The 16,415-nt window shown below is 35.3% G+C and carries 16 protein-coding genes, 1 CRISPR repeat array and 1 riboswitch; of the genes, 15 read left to right on the forward strand and 1 reads right to left on the reverse strand.

The window, feature by feature from the left end; genetic code table 11:
* Window positions 1–233: 233 nt before the first annotated feature.
* The 15 genes from tmk to EGT49_RS04770 all read left to right on the forward strand — a co-directional run bounded on the left by tmk (window position 234) and on the right by EGT49_RS04770 (window position 15,258).
* Window positions 234–884, forward strand: coding sequence for a dTMP kinase (tmk, locus tag EGT49_RS04700; protein ID WP_135372015.1), 651 nt, complete (start codon window positions 234–236; stop codon window positions 882–884).
* Window positions 885–889: 5 nt separating this feature from the next.
* Entirely contained in the window at window positions 890–1,216 is a 327-nt protein-coding gene (locus EGT49_RS04705; RefSeq protein WP_135372017.1) for a cyclic-di-AMP receptor, read from the forward strand.
* Window position 1,217: 1 nt separating this feature from the next.
* Entirely contained in the window at window positions 1,218–2,168 is a 951-nt protein-coding gene (locus EGT49_RS04710) for a DNA polymerase III subunit delta' (RefSeq protein ID WP_135372019.1), read from the forward strand.
* A gap of 11 nt (window positions 2,169–2,179) precedes the next feature.
* Window positions 2,180–2,539 carry a DNA replication initiation control protein YabA gene (locus tag EGT49_RS04715; protein ID WP_135372020.1) on the forward strand — a complete coding sequence of 120 codons (360 nt, stop codon included), beginning with the start codon at window positions 2,180–2,182 and terminating at the stop codon, window positions 2,537–2,539.
* Window positions 2,540–2,553: 14 nt separating this feature from the next.
* A complete protein-coding gene (gene rsmI / locus EGT49_RS04720) occupies window positions 2,554–3,426 on the forward strand; it encodes a 16S rRNA (cytidine(1402)-2'-O)-methyltransferase (protein WP_135372022.1) in 873 nt (290 codons plus the stop codon).
* A complete protein-coding gene (locus EGT49_RS04725) occupies window positions 3,423–4,163 on the forward strand; it encodes an acyl-[acyl-carrier-protein] thioesterase (protein ID WP_135372024.1) in 741 nt (246 codons plus the stop codon). Before rsmI ends, EGT49_RS04725 begins: the two co-directional genes overlap by 4 nt.
* 63 nt (window positions 4,164–4,226) lie before the next feature.
* A riboswitch (THF riboswitch) is annotated at window positions 4,227–4,321 on the forward strand.
* Between the two features lie 54 nt (window positions 4,322–4,375).
* Window positions 4,376–4,903, forward strand: a complete 528-nt coding sequence (locus EGT49_RS04730; protein ID WP_135372026.1) for a folate family ECF transporter S component — start codon at window positions 4,376–4,378, stop codon at window positions 4,901–4,903.
* Between the two features lie 64 nt (window positions 4,904–4,967).
* Window positions 4,968–5,693: a tRNA (adenosine(37)-N6)-threonylcarbamoyltransferase complex dimerization subunit type 1 TsaB gene (gene tsaB / locus EGT49_RS04735; protein ID WP_135372028.1), complete on the forward strand. Its 726-nt coding sequence runs from the start codon at window positions 4,968–4,970 to the stop codon at window positions 5,691–5,693.
* Window positions 5,668–6,207, forward strand: a complete 540-nt coding sequence (rimI, locus tag EGT49_RS04740) for a ribosomal protein S18-alanine N-acetyltransferase (RefSeq protein ID WP_135372030.1) — start codon at window positions 5,668–5,670, stop codon at window positions 6,205–6,207. Before tsaB ends, rimI begins: the two co-directional genes overlap by 26 nt.
* A 31-nt stretch (window positions 6,208–6,238) precedes the next feature.
* A complete protein-coding gene (gene tsaD, locus EGT49_RS04745; RefSeq protein ID WP_167849757.1) occupies window positions 6,239–7,231 on the forward strand; it encodes a tRNA (adenosine(37)-N6)-threonylcarbamoyltransferase complex transferase subunit TsaD in 993 nt (330 codons plus the stop codon).
* Window positions 7,232–7,367: 136 nt separating this feature from the next.
* Complete coding sequence (gene cas9, locus EGT49_RS04750; RefSeq protein WP_135372034.1) at window positions 7,368–10,745, forward strand: type II CRISPR RNA-guided endonuclease Cas9; 3,378 nt, start codon at window positions 7,368–7,370, stop codon at window positions 10,743–10,745.
* A gap of 186 nt (window positions 10,746–10,931) precedes the next feature.
* Window positions 10,932–11,840: a type II CRISPR-associated endonuclease Cas1 gene (gene cas1, locus EGT49_RS04755; RefSeq protein ID WP_135372036.1), complete on the forward strand. Its 909-nt coding sequence runs from the start codon at window positions 10,932–10,934 to the stop codon at window positions 11,838–11,840.
* An 11-nt stretch (window positions 11,841–11,851) separates the two neighbouring features.
* Window positions 11,852–12,160 carry a CRISPR-associated endonuclease Cas2 gene (cas2, locus tag EGT49_RS04760; RefSeq protein WP_135372151.1) on the forward strand — a complete coding sequence of 103 codons (309 nt, stop codon included), beginning with the start codon at window positions 11,852–11,854 and terminating at the stop codon, window positions 12,158–12,160.
* Window positions 12,157–13,179: a CRISPR-associated protein Csn2-St gene (gene csn2-St / locus EGT49_RS04765; RefSeq protein WP_135372038.1), complete on the forward strand. Its 1,023-nt coding sequence runs from the start codon at window positions 12,157–12,159 to the stop codon at window positions 13,177–13,179. The genes cas2 and csn2-St overlap by 4 nt, the downstream gene beginning before the upstream one ends.
* A 30-nt stretch (window positions 13,180–13,209) precedes the next feature.
* A CRISPR array of direct repeats spans window positions 13,210–14,433; the repeat unit is 36 nt; unit sequence GTTTTTGTACCCTTAAAGATTTAGAAACAGTAAAAC.
* Window positions 14,434–14,544: 111 nt separating this feature from the next.
* On the forward strand, window positions 14,545–15,258 hold the full coding sequence (locus EGT49_RS04770; protein WP_135372040.1) for a hypothetical protein: 714 nt from the start codon (window positions 14,545–14,547) through the stop codon (window positions 15,256–15,258).
* A gap of 21 nt (window positions 15,259–15,279) precedes the next feature.
* On the opposite strand, the gene EGT49_RS04775 is transcribed toward EGT49_RS04770, so the two are convergent.
* Window positions 15,280–16,131: a DUF368 domain-containing protein gene (locus EGT49_RS04775; protein ID WP_135372042.1), complete on the reverse strand. Its 852-nt coding sequence runs from the start codon at window positions 16,129–16,131 to the stop codon at window positions 15,280–15,282.
* Between the last annotated feature and the right edge of the window lie 284 nt (window positions 16,132–16,415).

The following is a 16,415-nucleotide window of genomic DNA, read 5'->3' on the forward strand; positions in this document are numbered from 1 at the left end:
GAAACGGCCTCACCAACGAAGAATTTTGGGGTGAGGTCGCTTAAAAAGTTATATTATTTGAGCCAAGAAAATGTCAACTTGACAAGGACGAGTGCATTCCAGCCAATCACAGGACTTGTACGGAGGACGACATACTAACCAAAACCTAAAAATACAATTTACCACCTTCAAGAAGTTTCATTTATAACCGATTTCAAGTAAAATAGTAGTAATCATCTAGGAGCGATTATTTTATGTCAGGAATATTTATTTCATTCGAAGGACCAGACGGAGCAGGCAAAACTACTGCGTTAAAGAAACTCATGCCACTATTACAGAAAAGAACCGACAAGGAAGTTATCTTGTCAAGAGAACCAGGTGGCAGCCCAATTTCAGAAAAAATTAGAAAAATAATTTTAGAAAAAGAAAATGAAGAAATGGATGCGCGAACAGAAGCTTTGTTGTATGCGGCAGCTAGACGCCAACATTTGATTGATGTTATCCTGCCAACATTGAAACAAGACAAAGTTATGCTTAGTGACCGTTTTGTTGATAGTTCAATCGCCTATCAAGGTGGTGGTCGAGAAATCGGAACTAAGGAAGTTGCTGAAATTAATAACTTCGCTATTGAAGGCCATTTTCCTGATCTAACAGTTTATTTCGATATCACGCCAGATATAGGTTTGTCGCGAATCAAAAAAGATCATGAAGGCCAAATGGATCGACTCGAGAAGGCAGCTTTCAGTTTCCATGAAAGAGTTTATGATTCATATCAAGAAATTGTTAAAGACAATCCTGACCGGATCAAAACTGTCAACGCTAATCAAAGTCCAGAACAGGTTGTCAAAGATGTTTTGGATATAATCGTTAAGAGATTCCCGAAAACTTTTGCCAAAGGAGAATAATAATCATGAAAGTAATTTTAGCTATTGTTCAAGATAAAGACAGTCAAGTGTTGCAAGAGAAATTAGTCAAAGGCGGCTTCAGATCAACTAAATTGCCATCTACAGGTGGTTTTTTGAAGGCTGGTAACTGTACTTTTATCATTGGTGTCGAGGATGAAAAAGTCGATATTGCCTTAGAAGTTATTAGAAAGAACTGTCATACCCGTTCACAATACGTTACGCCAACATTTTTGATGCCAGAAGCTGCCAGCAGTTTGGCTGAACCGATTCAAGTTCAAGTCGGAGGAGCAACTTGCTTCATCTTACCTGTGGAAAAATTTGTGAGATTCTAAAATGAAAATACAAGATGAGCAACCGAAAGTAATTGCGGAATTTAAAAAGATAATTGCTTCAAATATGTTATCGCATGCGTATTTGATCGATAGCGCGTCATCAAAAATTCGCCAACAGGTAGCAATTTGGTTAGCTCAGAGTCAGTTTTGTGATAACTTACAAGACGGCGCACCGGATCAAACTTGCCAAAAATGTAACACGATTGCCTTGGGCGATAATCCCGACGTCCTAGAAGTGGAGACCGAGAAGCAGAGTATTGGTGTCGACGATATCAAGTTTTTCAAAAAAGAAGCCAATATGACTGCCACTCAGGGGAAAAGGCGAATTTTGATCATCGATGAAGCTGAGAAGATGACTAACGCAGCTAGTAATAATTTGTTGAAAACGATTGAAGAACCTGAAGGTAACTTGATGATTATTTTGTTGGCGGATTCGGCTAAACAGCTGTTGCCAACGATTCAATCACGAGTGCAGATTTTTCATTTGTCGAATAAGAGTAACGAAGATGAAATCAACAGTTTGGTGAAAGTCGGTTTCAAAGTACCGCAAGCTCAGAAGGCTTTGAAATTCACGGATATTAAATATTTGGACAGCATTACCGGTGATAAATATCAGTCGATGTTGTCGGCAATCACCAACTGGTTGAGAGAAATTAATAATCAAAAAATAAATAGTTTTATTGATATACAGACTGATATCATGCCTTTAGTAGAGAATAAAAACCAGCAACATTTGGTTTTCGACATGTTGAATCAGATTTTTAGTGATATATTATCAGTTAGGTACAATTTAGAAAAATCAACATTGACGACTGAGGATTTACTTGCCAACAAGGGAATACAAAAGATTGTTGGGATGTCTGATGACTTATTCACAGCCGAACAGATGTGGAAAAGTAATGTATCTTTTCAAGCTATTTTAGAAGATTTGTCATTAAAATTTGTGGATTAGTAGGTGAAATCATGTCAGAGAAGGATTTATATGATGAATTTGAAACAATCACAAATCAACTAAATGATATAAGTAAAAAGGTTTCTCTATTGAAAGAGGAACTGTCCGATACTTTGGAGAAAAACGAGGAAATTAAGTTAGAGAACCAAAATCTTCGGAAACACTTAGAAAAAGTTGGCTATGAGGAAAAGGATTTTAATGGCAATGCGTTGTCTGATTCGCGATTGAATTTGGAAAAACTTTATCGCAAAGGATTTCACGTTTGCCAACAGTACTACGGATCTCATCGTGATAATGATGAGGAATGTTTATTCTGTATGAATGTTTTGTACGGGACGAACTGGAAGAAGAATAAAAAAGTTAAAAAGTAAGGGGAGCTATTTGAATGAAGGAACAAAAAAGTTTTGTTGAAAATTCGAAGGGCTGCCTTTTTTTAGTGCCAACACCAATTGGTAATTTAGAAGACATGACTTTTCGAGCTGTTAACACTTTAAAAGAAGCAGATTTGGTTGCGGCAGAGGATACTCGTAATACCAAAAATTTATTAAATCATTTTGAAATACCAACAGAATTAATAAGTTTCCATGAGCATAATACTGCTCAACGTATTCCAGAATTAATAGAAAAAATGAATGACGGTTTAAAAATTGCTCAAGTTAGTGACGCTGGAGCTCCTTCAATTAGTGATCCAGGTAAGGAACTAGTTAAAGCGGCCATTAAAGAAGAGATTCCAGTCATTCCGCTACCAGGTGCTACGGCTTCAATCACCGCTTTGATTGCTTCAGGAATCGAACCACAGCCATTTTACTTCTATGGCTTTTTACCTCGAAAAGGTAAGGAAAGAACACAAGCCTTAGTCGATTTGGCCCAACGTTCTGAAACTACGATCGTTTATGAATCACCTTATCGGGTTAAGAAGACGATTCAAGACTTGATCGAACGATTCGGGGATGACCGCCAGATTGCTTTAGCCCGAGAATTAACTAAGATTCACGAAGCCTTTTTACGGGGAAGTTTGAAAGACATTGCTGCCTATTATGAAGACAATGACCCTAAAGGTGAGTATGTTTTGATAATTGCCGGAAAACCTGAAGAAGAAGTTGCGGCAAGTTCTGATCAAGATTTGATTTCAGCGGTGGATAACTTGATTGCCTCTGGCAAGAAACCTAACAAGGCCATCAAAGAAGTTGCCTTGACTAATGGCTTGAAGAAACAAGCTGTGTATAACCTTTATCATGGAATTGGAGAAGAAAAGTGACTAAAGAAACCTTTTCAATTGAAACAGAAGTACCATATTATTTTGTAAATTTCACTGGCGATATTCGTTTATCAGCTTTGATCGATATCATGTTGTTGACATCCGAAAAGCAGTTACATCAAGCAGACGTTGATAGTACTGAGATGGTTGAAAATAACGGCTTAGGTTGGGTAGTGGTTCAATATCATTTGGACATCTTACAAATGCCTACCTTAGGTCAAAAGTTGAAAGTGACGACGCAAGCAACGAGTTATAACAAATATTTCTTTTACCGCAATTTCTGGGTTGAAGATTTGGATGGAAACGTCTTGGCTAAAGCTCAAAGTGCCTTTGTTTTGATCGATATTAAAGAACGGAAAATCGTTGGGGCAGCAGACCGTTTGGATAATAAATTCGGTGCTGAAGAAGTTAACCGGATTCAACGGTTCAATCGCATCAAAATTCCAGATGATTATGATTTCAAGCAACCACAACATATTGGTTACTACAACATCGATGTTAATAAACATGTTAATAATTCATATTATTTCGATTGGATGATCGATACACTTGATACCGATTTTATTGCTAGTCATCGTATTAAGAGCATGGATATTAAATATGAAAAAGAATTGAATTTGGACAGTCAACCAGTTGCCTATGCAAAATTTGATAATACGAATAATAAATCTATTCATTGGATTAAAGATGGTGACGTGTTGAACGTTACAGCTCAATTTGAATGGGAAGATAAATAAAATCCAAACTAATCACTTGTAACCAAAATTATTTGTGCTACTATATTGAGGTACTAAAAAATATTTGGAGTAGGATTCAAGGCGTTAAGTGCTGATGGAACGGAATGTGAACATCGGACAAAGAGTAAACTCGCGATCTTGTTTCCGCATTCGCCACTTTATATAGGCCTCTTTTATATGCGGTGGCAGCTCCGTTTGGGAGATGTCGAATTATGAACAACAGTAGAACAAAGGTAATTAGTGTTCAAGAAGTTACGTGGATGGCACTGTTGATAGCTTTACAAATGGTTTTAGGAAAGTTATCGATTGGTAGCAACACCCTGAAGGTAGGTTTTAGTTTTATTGCGATTGCTTTGATGGGTTATTATTTTGGACCTTACAAAGCCGCCATTGCTAATGTTTTGGCTGATATTATCGGTCACACAGTTTTAGCTTCAGGTAGTAGTTTCTTCTTTGGTTTCACCTTGTCAGCACTTGTGGCAGGTTTGATTTACGGGTACATGTTACACAACCACAAAGTAACAGTTCTCAGAACGTTCATCACCGTGTTATTGATTACGGTAATTGTTAATACTGCAATGAATACCTTGTGGATTCAGATGATGACCAATTTACCGGTCATGACTTTATTGGTACCAAGACTTGCCAAAGAGGCATTCAGTTTGGTTTATCAAACAGGACTTTTGTATATCGTTCTTAAATGGATTGATAATTCAAAATTTAATAAAATCGGCCTATAGGTCGATTTTTTTTTTGCATAAAAATTATGTGTTAAAATAATTCTATTAAGAATGAGGGATTATTATGAAAATATTAGCATTTGATACATCTAATAAGCCATTATCCGTTGCAGTAGTTGATGATGGTAAAGTTTTAGCACATATTGAATCTACTGAAAAAAAGACCCACAGTGTTTCTCTTTTGCCAGACATAAAAAAAGGTTTAGAACAATCCAATTTGACAGTCGATGATATTGACTTGATTGCGGTCGCTAAGGGACCAGGTTCTTATACCGGTGTCAGGATTGCTGTTACGGTTGCGAAAGTTTTAGCCGATACTTTGAATAAAAAATTAGTCGGTGTTTCTAGTTTGAAATTATTAGCCACTAATGGTGATAAGAAGCATCTGTTAGTTCCTTTGATGGATGCTAGAAACGACAACGCCTTTGCTGGAGTTTACGTTAACAATCGGGATGGTCGTTTATTAACTGTGATCAGTGACCACCATACTTCAATGAAAAATTTATTTGAGACTTTGGAGCAGTATGAATCACAAGAATTAGAATTCATCAATGCCACACCAAGATTAGCCGAGTTAATTCAAAATCATTTTCCCAAAGCTTCAATTATTTCTACTGAGGATTCGTTGCCAGATGCTGCTAAATTAAGTAAAATTGCAGAGACGACACCAGCGGTTAAGGATATTGATAACTTTATCCCAACATATTTGCGCCTCACACAAGCGGAACATGACTGGTATGCTAAAGGTAATAAGGAAGACAAGAATGTTTCCTATGTTGAAGAAGTTTAAAAATATTTTAGGTAGTAAAACGGAAAAATTTGATTTTGATAAGCAGTTAGTTACCATTGACGGACAAGAATACACTTTGCGTAAAGCTGTTCGCCAAGATGCCATTGAATATATGCGAATTCAAGAAACCATTTATCCTATTCCTGTACCATGGCCTATCGATATTGTGAAAATGGAAATTGGCAATAAGAATGCGCTCTATTTGTCATTGGAAAATAAAAAGGGAGTAGTTGCCTTCATTGGCATCTCTTTAAGTGATAAGGTCGAATCACACATTACTAATTTGGCGGTTCATAGTGAATTTCAAAAATTAGGAATAGGTCATCTTCTTTTGAATCAAGCCTTTCATTATTGTCGAAAACGTAATTTTAAAAAAATGTCACTCGAAGTCGATGTAACTAACGATTCAGCCATTGCTTTATACAAAGCCTTCGGGTTCAAAGTCAAAACAGTTCATAAACGGTATTATTTTAGAAATCATCACGACGCTTTAGAAATGATGGTTGACCTTTAAGGAGATTATTTTGAAAAAAGATACATTAATCATGTCATTTGAAAGTAGTTGTGATGAGACATCTGTCGCAGTTATTAAAAATGGAAACGAAATATTATCAAATATAATTGCAACACAAATTAAGAGTCATCAACGTTTTGGAGGTGTAGTACCAGAAGTTGCCAGCCGTCATCACGTTGAAGAAATCACTCACTGTATCAATTTGGCATTAGAAGAGGCTAAAGTTGGTTATCAAGATTTGGATGCCGTTGCCGTAACTTATGGACCAGGACTTGTCGGTTCACTATTGATCGGTATCATGGCTGCTAAGACAGTCGCTTTTGCCCATAATTTGCCATTGATCAAAGTTAACCATTTGGCAGGACACATTTATTCAGCAAATATTGTAACTGATTTACAATATCCATTCATGTCACTCTTGGTATCTGGTGGTCACACTGAAATAGTTTTGGTTACCGCCCCTGGAGTTTTCCAGACGCTTGGTGACACTAGAGATGACGCCGTCGGAGAAGCCTATGATAAGATTGGTCGAATTCTTGGCATCAATTATCCAGCCGGTAAAAAAGTTGACCAAATGGCAGCAATTGGTAAGGATACCTTTGATTTTCCACGTGCCATGGTTCAAGAAGACAATCTAGATTTCAGTTTCAGTGGATTAAAGAGTGCCTTCATCAATCGAGTTCACCACGCTGATCAAGTTCACGAAGAACTCAATAAAAATGATCTAGCAGCAAGTTTTCAAGGGGCTGTTTTAGATATTTTAAGTAACAAGACTTTCAAAGCTTTGAAACAACACCCAGTGAAGCAATTGATCGTCGGTGGAGGAGTTTCCGCTAACCAAGGTTTGAGAAAACGCTTGGCACAAGAAATCAAGGAACGTAATTTGGATATGGAGCTAGTCTTTCCTCCACTTCGTCTTTGTGGGGACAACGCTGCAATGATTGGCGCAATGGCCCAAATTCAATATGATAAAGGCGATTTTGCTGATTTAGATTTGAACGCTGACCCTAGTTTGGACTTTTAATAAATATAGTTTTAGTGACGGACACCTATTTATTTATAGGTGCCTTTTTTGATATTTTGAGTGTTTAAAATATGCTATAGTCAAACTAGTGAAGTAAATAACTAGTACTTATTAAGTTACCTTAGGGGATGTAAAGATGGCAGATAGAATTAGTTTAGGTTTGGATATCGGAGTTGCTTCAGTTGGTTTTAGTGTTTTGAATATTGATCAAGCAAAAATTGTTGAGCTGGGTTCACGACTCTTTAATGCCAAAATTGCTGAAGAAAATCAAACACGCCGAGGTATGCGTGGCGCTAGAAGGCGTTTGAATCGTAATCGTCAAAGACGAATGGATGTTGTGAAGCTATTTAAGGAATCTGGATTAATAGCTGAAGATTCTAAATTTGATTCAGAGTTTAATCAAAATTGGAATCCTTATGAGATCCGGGTCAAAGGATTGAGTGGGCAGTTATCTAAAGCTGAATTGGCCTATGCTTTGTATCAAATCATTAAGCACCGTGGAATTAGTTACGCATTGAAAGATGCTGACGTGGATGAAGATAGTGGCAATGACTATTCAAAGAGCTTGAAAATCAATAGTGATGAGTTAAAGAAGATGACTCCAGCTCAAATTCAATTGCAAAGACTGCAAGAATATGGGGCAGTTCGTGGAAAAGTTGTGGTTGGAGAAGATGATGAACAGACTGTTTTACTAAATGTATTTCCAACTAGTGCTTATGAAAAAGAAGCTAAGCAGATTATTGAAGAGCAAAAACAATTTTATCCGGAAATTTTGACGAGTGAATTCTCTGAACAGTACTCACAAATTTTGACCCGTAAAAGAGGCTACTTTGAAGGTCCCGGAAATGAATTATCACGGACGGATTACGGCATTTATAAAACTGATGGGCGAACACTTGATAATTTATTTGAAGAGCTAATTGGTCATGACAAAGTTCATCCTGAGGAATTGCGGGCCTCGAGTGCTTCGTATACGGCGCAGTTGTTTAATTTGTTGAATGATTTGAATAACTTGCGAATTCTTAGTTTAGAGGATCAGAAACTCACAGCTGAAAACAAGCAGGCCATTATTCATGAATTGAAAACTAGTGTTAAAACGATTCGAATGATGAATTTGATTAAAAAGGTTACTGGTTGTGAAGAGAGTGATATTAAGGGCTTCCGAGTTGATGATAAGGACAAACCTGAGATAAGTTCGATGAGTATTTATCGAAAAGTTCATAAAGATTTTTTGGCTGATGGAGTTGATGTTTCGGATTGGCCGGTAGAATTCCTCGACCGTTTGAGCTTTATTGTGACACTTAACACTGAAAATGGTGAAATTAGAAAGCAACTGAAAAATCGCTTGCAACCGGAATTTGAATTTTTAACTGACGATTTAATCCAATTTATCATTGATCATAAAGCCAGCTTCAAAATTAATACTAATCATAAATGGCATCGTTTCTCAGTTAAAACAATGCAAGAATTGATTCCGATTATGGAAGAACGTCCAGTTGAGCAGATGACACTTTTGAATGAACTGGGTTTGGTTAAGAAAAATCAACATCGTTTTGAGAATAATAAGTATTTACCTTATCGAGAAATTGCTAATGATATTTTTAATCCGGTTGCATCAAAAGCGGTTCGTGAAGCTTTAAAAATTGTAAATGTAGTACTAAAAAAGTATGGCAAAATTGATTACTTAGTTGTGGAAATGCCTCGAGATAGGAATTTGGATGAAGAAAAAGATCAAATTAAAAAATTCCAAAAGGAAAATAAGCGACAAAAGGATAAGGCATATATAACTTTTGTGGATGCTATTGGGAATGAAAAAAAGGTTAAGGCTGCTTTATATGGCAATCATAAGTTACAAACTGAAATTCGATTGTGGTATTTACAAGATAGGATAGATCCTTATTGTGGTGAGGTAATCAAGCCAGAAAATCTTCTAAGTCATCCAGATGAATTTGAAATTGACCACATTATTCCACAGTCGATTTCTTTTGACGATAGTCTAAATAATAAAACCCTTTGTTATGCAAACATGAATCAGATAAAAGACAAAAAAACTCCGTTTGAATTTCTGAATGAGGGGCACGGCGTCGGTTTTGCAAAGTTCAAAGCAATAATTTTAAAGAATAAAAACTACAATAAAGCTAAACGTGATAATTATTTGTTTGAAGAAAATGTCAATGATATCGATACTAGAAAAAGATTCATCACTCGTAATTTAGTTGATACAAGATATTCTTCTAGAGTTGTTTTAAATAGTTTGCAAGAATTCTTCAAAGAAAAGAATGATGGAACCAAAGTGACGGTTATTCGTGGAAAATTCACTTCCAATATGCGGAAACACTGGAACATTAATAAGACACGTGATACTTTCCATCATCACGCCATTGATGCTTCGATTATTGCTGCAACACCATTTTTGAATATGTGGAAAAAAGGCAGCACTATTTTTCCTAAAAACGTTGGTGAGTCATCAATTGATATTACTACTGGTGAAATTTTAGATGATAATGATTTTAATAAGACGATGTACAGTGAGCCTTATGCTGGTTTCTTCACTGAGTTAAATAATGCGGACGACAGAATCAAGTTTTCTCATCAAGTTGATAAAAAGATGAATCGAAAAGTCAGTGATGCGACGATTTATTCAACGAGAAAAGGTCAATTAGCAAAAGATAAACAGGAATCTGAGTATGTCGTAGGTAAAATCAAAGATATTTATAGTGTCGATGGCTATAAGAAATTTAAGGCTCTTTGTGATAAAGACGAAACAAAGTTTTTATTAGCCAAATATGATCCAAGAAGTTTTGCCAAGCTAGTTGAGATAATGAATAATTATCCAAATAAGAGAGAAGTCGAACAAGCAAATGGCAAATATAAAGTGTTTGACATTAGTCCATTTGAAAGTTATCGACTCGACCATGGCATGGTTCAAAAATATGCGAAAAAGAATAACGGTCCAGTAATTAAACAACTTAAATATTTAGACAAGAAGCTCGGCTCGCATATCGATATCACGCCAAAAACCGCCAAAGACAAGCATGTTGTTTTACAATCCTTGAAACCTTGGCGGACAGATGTCTACTTTAACCACGAGACCAATGAATATGAAATTATGGGTATCAAATATTCAGATTTGAAGTTCAATAAAGGTGAAGGATACGGTATTAAGAAAGCTAAGTATTTAGAGATAAAAAAACGTGAAGGTGTAGCCGATACTTCAGAATTCATGTTCAGTCTGTATCGTAAGGATCGGATTAAGGTTGAGGATTTGGGTACTCATGAATCAGTTGAATTGCTATTTTGGTCACGAACGATGGACAAGCAAAAAGGATATGCTGAATTAAAACCCATATATGAATATGATAATAGTCAGATTTTACCAGTGTATGGAAAAGGAAGATTAATTAAGAAACTTATACCAAAAAATTGTAAAATTTGGAAAGTAAATACAAACATTTTAGGTGATTCATATTACCTTGAAAAAGAGGGAGAAAATCCAAAAGATATTCTTGATTAATCATCTTGATATGGTAATATCTTAGTTGTAAGGGACGCCTTATATGTTTGAATATTCATTCGCTTAAAGTTTTAGTTTTACTGTTTCTAAATCTTTAAGGATCTACAAAAATAAGGATTTATTCCGAATTTACCACCTATTTGAAAAAATAGGTGGTTTTTTTTATCAAAATTTGGAGGTTAAATCATGGCTTGGAGAATTGTCCATGTCAAAGAAGGCGATGAATTACGATTAAGGCTAGATAATTTGGAGGTGCGTAAAAAAGAGGATAAAGTTTATATTCCATTAAGTGATATCTCAATGGTTGTTTTGGAAGGAAATCGAACTAAAATTACGACGAAGCTAATGTCCAGGTTAAGTCAGAATAATGTTGGTCTAGTAATTTGTGATGATAAGTATTTGCCCGTCGGGATGTATTTACCGTACGGACAATACCATCATTGTTCAAAAAGGGTTATTAACCAAGCAGGATGGACTCCTGAACAAAAAGGTATACTTTGGAAAGCCGTAGTTGGTCAAAAAATGAATAATCAATTAGGTTATATCAAATATTGCGGAGTGGATAGTAACAGAATCGAATTGATAGAAGATTTGATTGATGGACTGGAAATCGGGGATTCTACTAACCGTGAAGGACATGTCGCCAAAGTTTATTTTGATTCACTTTATGGAAAGTCGTTTACAAGGGATGAAGATTGTCTAATTAATGGAGCGATGAATTTTGGATATGCGATTATTCGATCTAGTATGGCTAGGATTGTAGTTGGAAATGGCTTGATAACCATGTTAGGCATATTTCATCGTAATGAGTTTAATAGCTTTAATCTGGCAGACGACTTAATGGAACCATATCGTCCATTGATGGATTATTGGGTTAATGAGTTTGCTCTAAGTGATAAGGATTATTTGACTTATGAATCAAGACTGAAGATTATTGAATTTATGAATCAAAAGATTGTCATCAATAATAAGAAAATGACGATTAGTAATTCCATGCAAGAATACGTTAATAGTTTTGTTACAGCTATTGAGCAAACTGATCCAGATTTGTTAGTAAAGATTACGTTAAATAATTTTATAGGTGAAAAAGGATGAAATATCAAAATATGAGAGTGATGTGTATGTTTGATTTACCCATGGAAACTTCAAATGAAAAGCGCAATTATCGAATTTTTCGAAAGTCCTTGTTGAAGAATGGCTTTACAATGTTACAGTATTCAATTTATTGCCGAGCAGTCCAAAATCGAGCGGCGGCTAAGAAATATGAAAATGATATAAAGAATTATTTACCACCGCATGGTGAAGTTAGATTAGTATATGTTAGTGAGAAGCAATATGGCGATATGCAAGTGCTTGTCGGCAATAGAAGCAAACAAGAATTATTAGTTGGAAACAAGGAGCTGGTGGTCATATGATGTTGAGCATCGAGTTAGAAAATCAAAAATTCTTAGATATTGATCTGGATGAATCAGTATATATTACTGGCCCCAATCAGAAGCAAATGTGGAAAATTTTTCGTAGTTTATACTATTACTTCAATAGAGCTCCACAATTGTCGACGAATATTTATGGTGATGACAAAATTGAAATCGCTTTTGATGATGAGGCTATGTCGGTTAAAAATAATGAAACTTACTTTATCAACAGTAGGGAAAGTATTTATAATCAAATGATTTATAAAAAGAATTCCTTGTTATTTGATTATCTGAATAGTCAGTCTGATAATATAGAAATCAATCATGACTTGGAAAGAATGAACGATGAGCTATTAAAGATAGAGCTGAGTTTACAAGATACTTTGGACAAGAATTCTAATAATCTAAAGGCTTCTTTTCAAGAACAAACCTATTTGGATTTATTGAAAAATAATTTGATGATAAATTATGAGTTAGATAATAGTATCTATCCTTTGGAATTCATGGATACAGAAGCCTTGTTAGATGAATTTTTGAATTTTCTTAAATTTAAACTTGATAATGATGGGCGTACGGTTTGGCTGATTCTTTACAATTTAGAAAGTTTTGTTTCTGCTGAGGAGATGTACAATTTTGTTTTGAAAGCAAAAAAGATGGTAGCAGAATCCGATATGAAATTAATGGTTATCGGCAACAGCTTAGAGAATATTCCAATCAATGAGCATGATGTCGAAAATATTGTAATTGCAGCCGACGAATTTCACCAAATGTTACCTTTTGAGAATTTGCTAGAAACCATAAAGTTACATTATCCATCTGATTTCTATTGGAGTCCTGAAGACACAGTAAATGCCATAAGGAGAATTGCTCCACTTGTTGGATCAAGTAAAAAAATGTTTATATCTAGTAAAGATTTGGTATTATTGAAAGTAGTAAATGAGGTTTTAGGTTACGAGACGTCGTTTAATTTAGAATGTAATTTACTCAATAGTACGGAAACCAAATTCTTGAAAGATTAATTAGGTATTTAGTTATTTTTTTAATTTGAGGTTTTTGTACCCTTAAAGATTTAGAAACAGTAAAACGCTCGTCTGCGTCCCCGTTAATCTTGAACTGTTTTTGTACCCTTAAAGATTTAGAAACAGTAAAACTAATTATGGAAGATAAAGGAAATGCGAACGGTTTTTGTACCCTTAAAGATTTAGAAACAGTAAAACTATTTATGGCTAAAGTATTCAAAGATGTGAGTTTTTGTACCCTTAAAGATTTAGAAACAGTAAAACGTGTCGCCTTGACGAATCTTCAAAGGTAACGTTTTTGTACCCTTAAAGATTTAGAAACAGTAAAACCTAGTGCAGTTACGAATCCGACAATCATCAGTTTTTGTACCCTTAAAGATTTAGAAACAGTAAAACATTATTGAACTAACTCAAGAATTAGCAAGTGTTTTTGTACCCTTAAAGATTTAGAAACAGTAAAACATTTAAAGGTGTTCATTGACGTGGACAATAGTTTTTGTACCCTTAAAGATTTAGAAACAGTAAAACCTGTTAAATGGGATCTCGTAGATGAAATGCGTTTTTGTACCCTTAAAGATTTAGAAACAGTAAAACGACTTTTTATGAAACTGAATTAATGGAACAGTTTTTGTACCCTTAAAGATTTAGAAACAGTAAAACCTAATGCTATGGTGTACGCCGATACTTATCGTTTTTGTACCCTTAAAGATTTAGAAACAGTAAAACTTCCTAATTGCCCAGCAGCTTCCGCTACGTGTTTTTGTACCCTTAAAGATTTAGAAACAGTAAAACTTCCTAATTGCCCAGCAGCTTCCGCTACGTGTTTTTGTACCCTTAAAGATTTAGAAACAGTAAAACATAAAGTCTACAGAAGCATGGAGCCCGAAAGTTTTTGTACCCTTAAAGATTTAGAAACAGTAAAACTTAGAAGCTATTTTGTACGGTTATGAGGTGGTTTTTGTACCCTTAAAGATTTAGAAACAGTAAAACCCATCGACAATCGACCTAGATACACTTAGAGTTTTTGTACCCTTAAAGATTTAGAAACAGTAAAACCCGTTGATAGTTATTCCTGCTTCACTATTAGTTTTTGTACCCTTAAAGATTTAGAAACAGTAAAACACAATGTGAACGCTCAGAAGGCATTAGACAGTTTTTGTACCCTTAAAGATTTAGAAACAGTAAAACAAAACACAGTCAGAGAAAGCACACTAAATCGTTTTTGTACCCTTAAAGATTTAGAAACAGTAAAAAAACCTCAAATTGAAATTGATTTGAGGTTTTTTGTGTACGATTTGCAATTAAATTCAAAAAAGGATTAATAAATCGGCCCAACTGTGTTAAAAATAATGGGAGGTGTAATTGATGGAAAATAGAACTACCATTTCGTACGTAATTTTAAAGTATGATAAAAGGACGGATGCTATCTACACAAAAGGGGTCAATAATGATCAAGGCAAATTTATGATTCCTAATTTGGAGCTGGATCCAACTAGAAATACAACGTCCACACAACTGAAGATGCATATTATTGAACGTTTGAAGGTTGTGGATGCTAATATTGACATTGATCATTTGTTTATTCCGTTTACTAACGTATCTTTTTCGCGTGACACAAAACTTTATAATTATTCTGTCATTATTTTTGAATCAGATAATGATGTTTTTGCGACAAACGAAAATGAGTCCTGGTATAAGTTGAGTTATGACAATATGAACTTTATGTGGAATTTAACTTGGTTTAGTGGCATGCAGCGGGGTGATGATTTGTTGATGGCAAATCCGGCAATTTATGGTTACGTAGCTAATCCTGATCTTCAAGATGGTCGCCGAGACTTCTGTAATATCATGCGTTTTGTTGCTAATGAGACGCAGAGTTTTCCGATTCTTGGTCTGTTGTCGGAGAATGGCTTTACTAAAAATGAAGTCTTGCATTATCAAAAATTATTGGGATTTTCTAATAGTAATCTCAAAACGACGTCAGCTTTTGAACATAAATATTCAGATTCAATCAAAGTCATTAACGATGATAAAGTAAAGCCGTCTTATAAAATTAGAAATAAATACTTACAAAAATAGCGCTGGGAGAAAATCCCAACGCTATTTATATTTCTCTTCTAATTTACTCATCCAAAGAGCTAAACCGCACCCTAAGATGAAGAAAATGATACTTAAAATAATGATTGATCCACTCACACCAGCATAGGAAATGCCGTCATTTTGATATGGATTTGGAACCAAAATCAAAATCGTACTAGCCAAAACAATTCCTAAGATGAAATGGTAGACGCGTGAATGATGATTTTGAATCAACTTCTCCATAGCTTTGGAAAAAACTAACATTGAGATGATTCCACCAATCGCAATCGGGATGAAGACCATTGGGTCAAAAGATTTGAAACCTTTGAGCATAGGTGAGTACAATCCTAAGATGATCAACAAGTTGGATGGACTCAAGCCGGGAACCAAGACACCCAAAGCAATTAACGCTCCAGCAATCACGAATCCTAAGAAATTGGCCGGAATGGTTCCAAAGATTTCACTCATGAAAAATAGGAACAAACCGCCACCAATTAAGATTCCTAAGAACCAAGCAATATCAATTTTGTCTCGTGAAGATTTAGAAGTAGATTCACGCAATAAAGTTGGCATCGTCCCAATAATCGTCCCAGCAAAGCCCCATAAAACGATTACTTGATAGTGTTGCAATAGAAAATCAAGTGGTTTTGAAAGTAGACCAATTCCGACAATGCCACCTAGACCAATTGGTAAGAAGTAGAGAAAATCCCGTTTGAAATTTTGTCGGACGTGAGCCATGAAGCTCAACATTCGTTCATAAATCCCCATAATAGCAGCTAACACGCCACCTGAAACCCCCGGTAGGATGAAACCTAAAGCAATAATAACCCCTTTAATGAATCTCACTAAAAAATTTTCTTGTTTTATTTTCAATTTTTCCTCTTTAAAGTCTTTTCAACTAAGTTATCAAATTAATTATGTTTAATCAACGAAAAAGAGTAGGGTATGAGGTACTTCTTTTGTTTGTTTGGTGTTTAGATGCCGTCTTACACAACATCTGGGAAATGACTGGAACGCTGTGGGCACAACTTGAAGCTTACGCAAAGTGCGCGCAATCTTCAAGATTGGCCTTTTTGTAAATGCTAAAGCATTAACAAAAATTTCACGGCTGAGCATTTCCCAGAGCTGTTGCTCCAGACTGAATCCTATTCTTTGCA

It is taken from the genome of Companilactobacillus suantsaicola (assembly GCF_004745525.1).
GTDB classification, from domain to species: domain Bacteria; phylum Bacillota; class Bacilli; order Lactobacillales; family Lactobacillaceae; genus Companilactobacillus; species Companilactobacillus suantsaicola.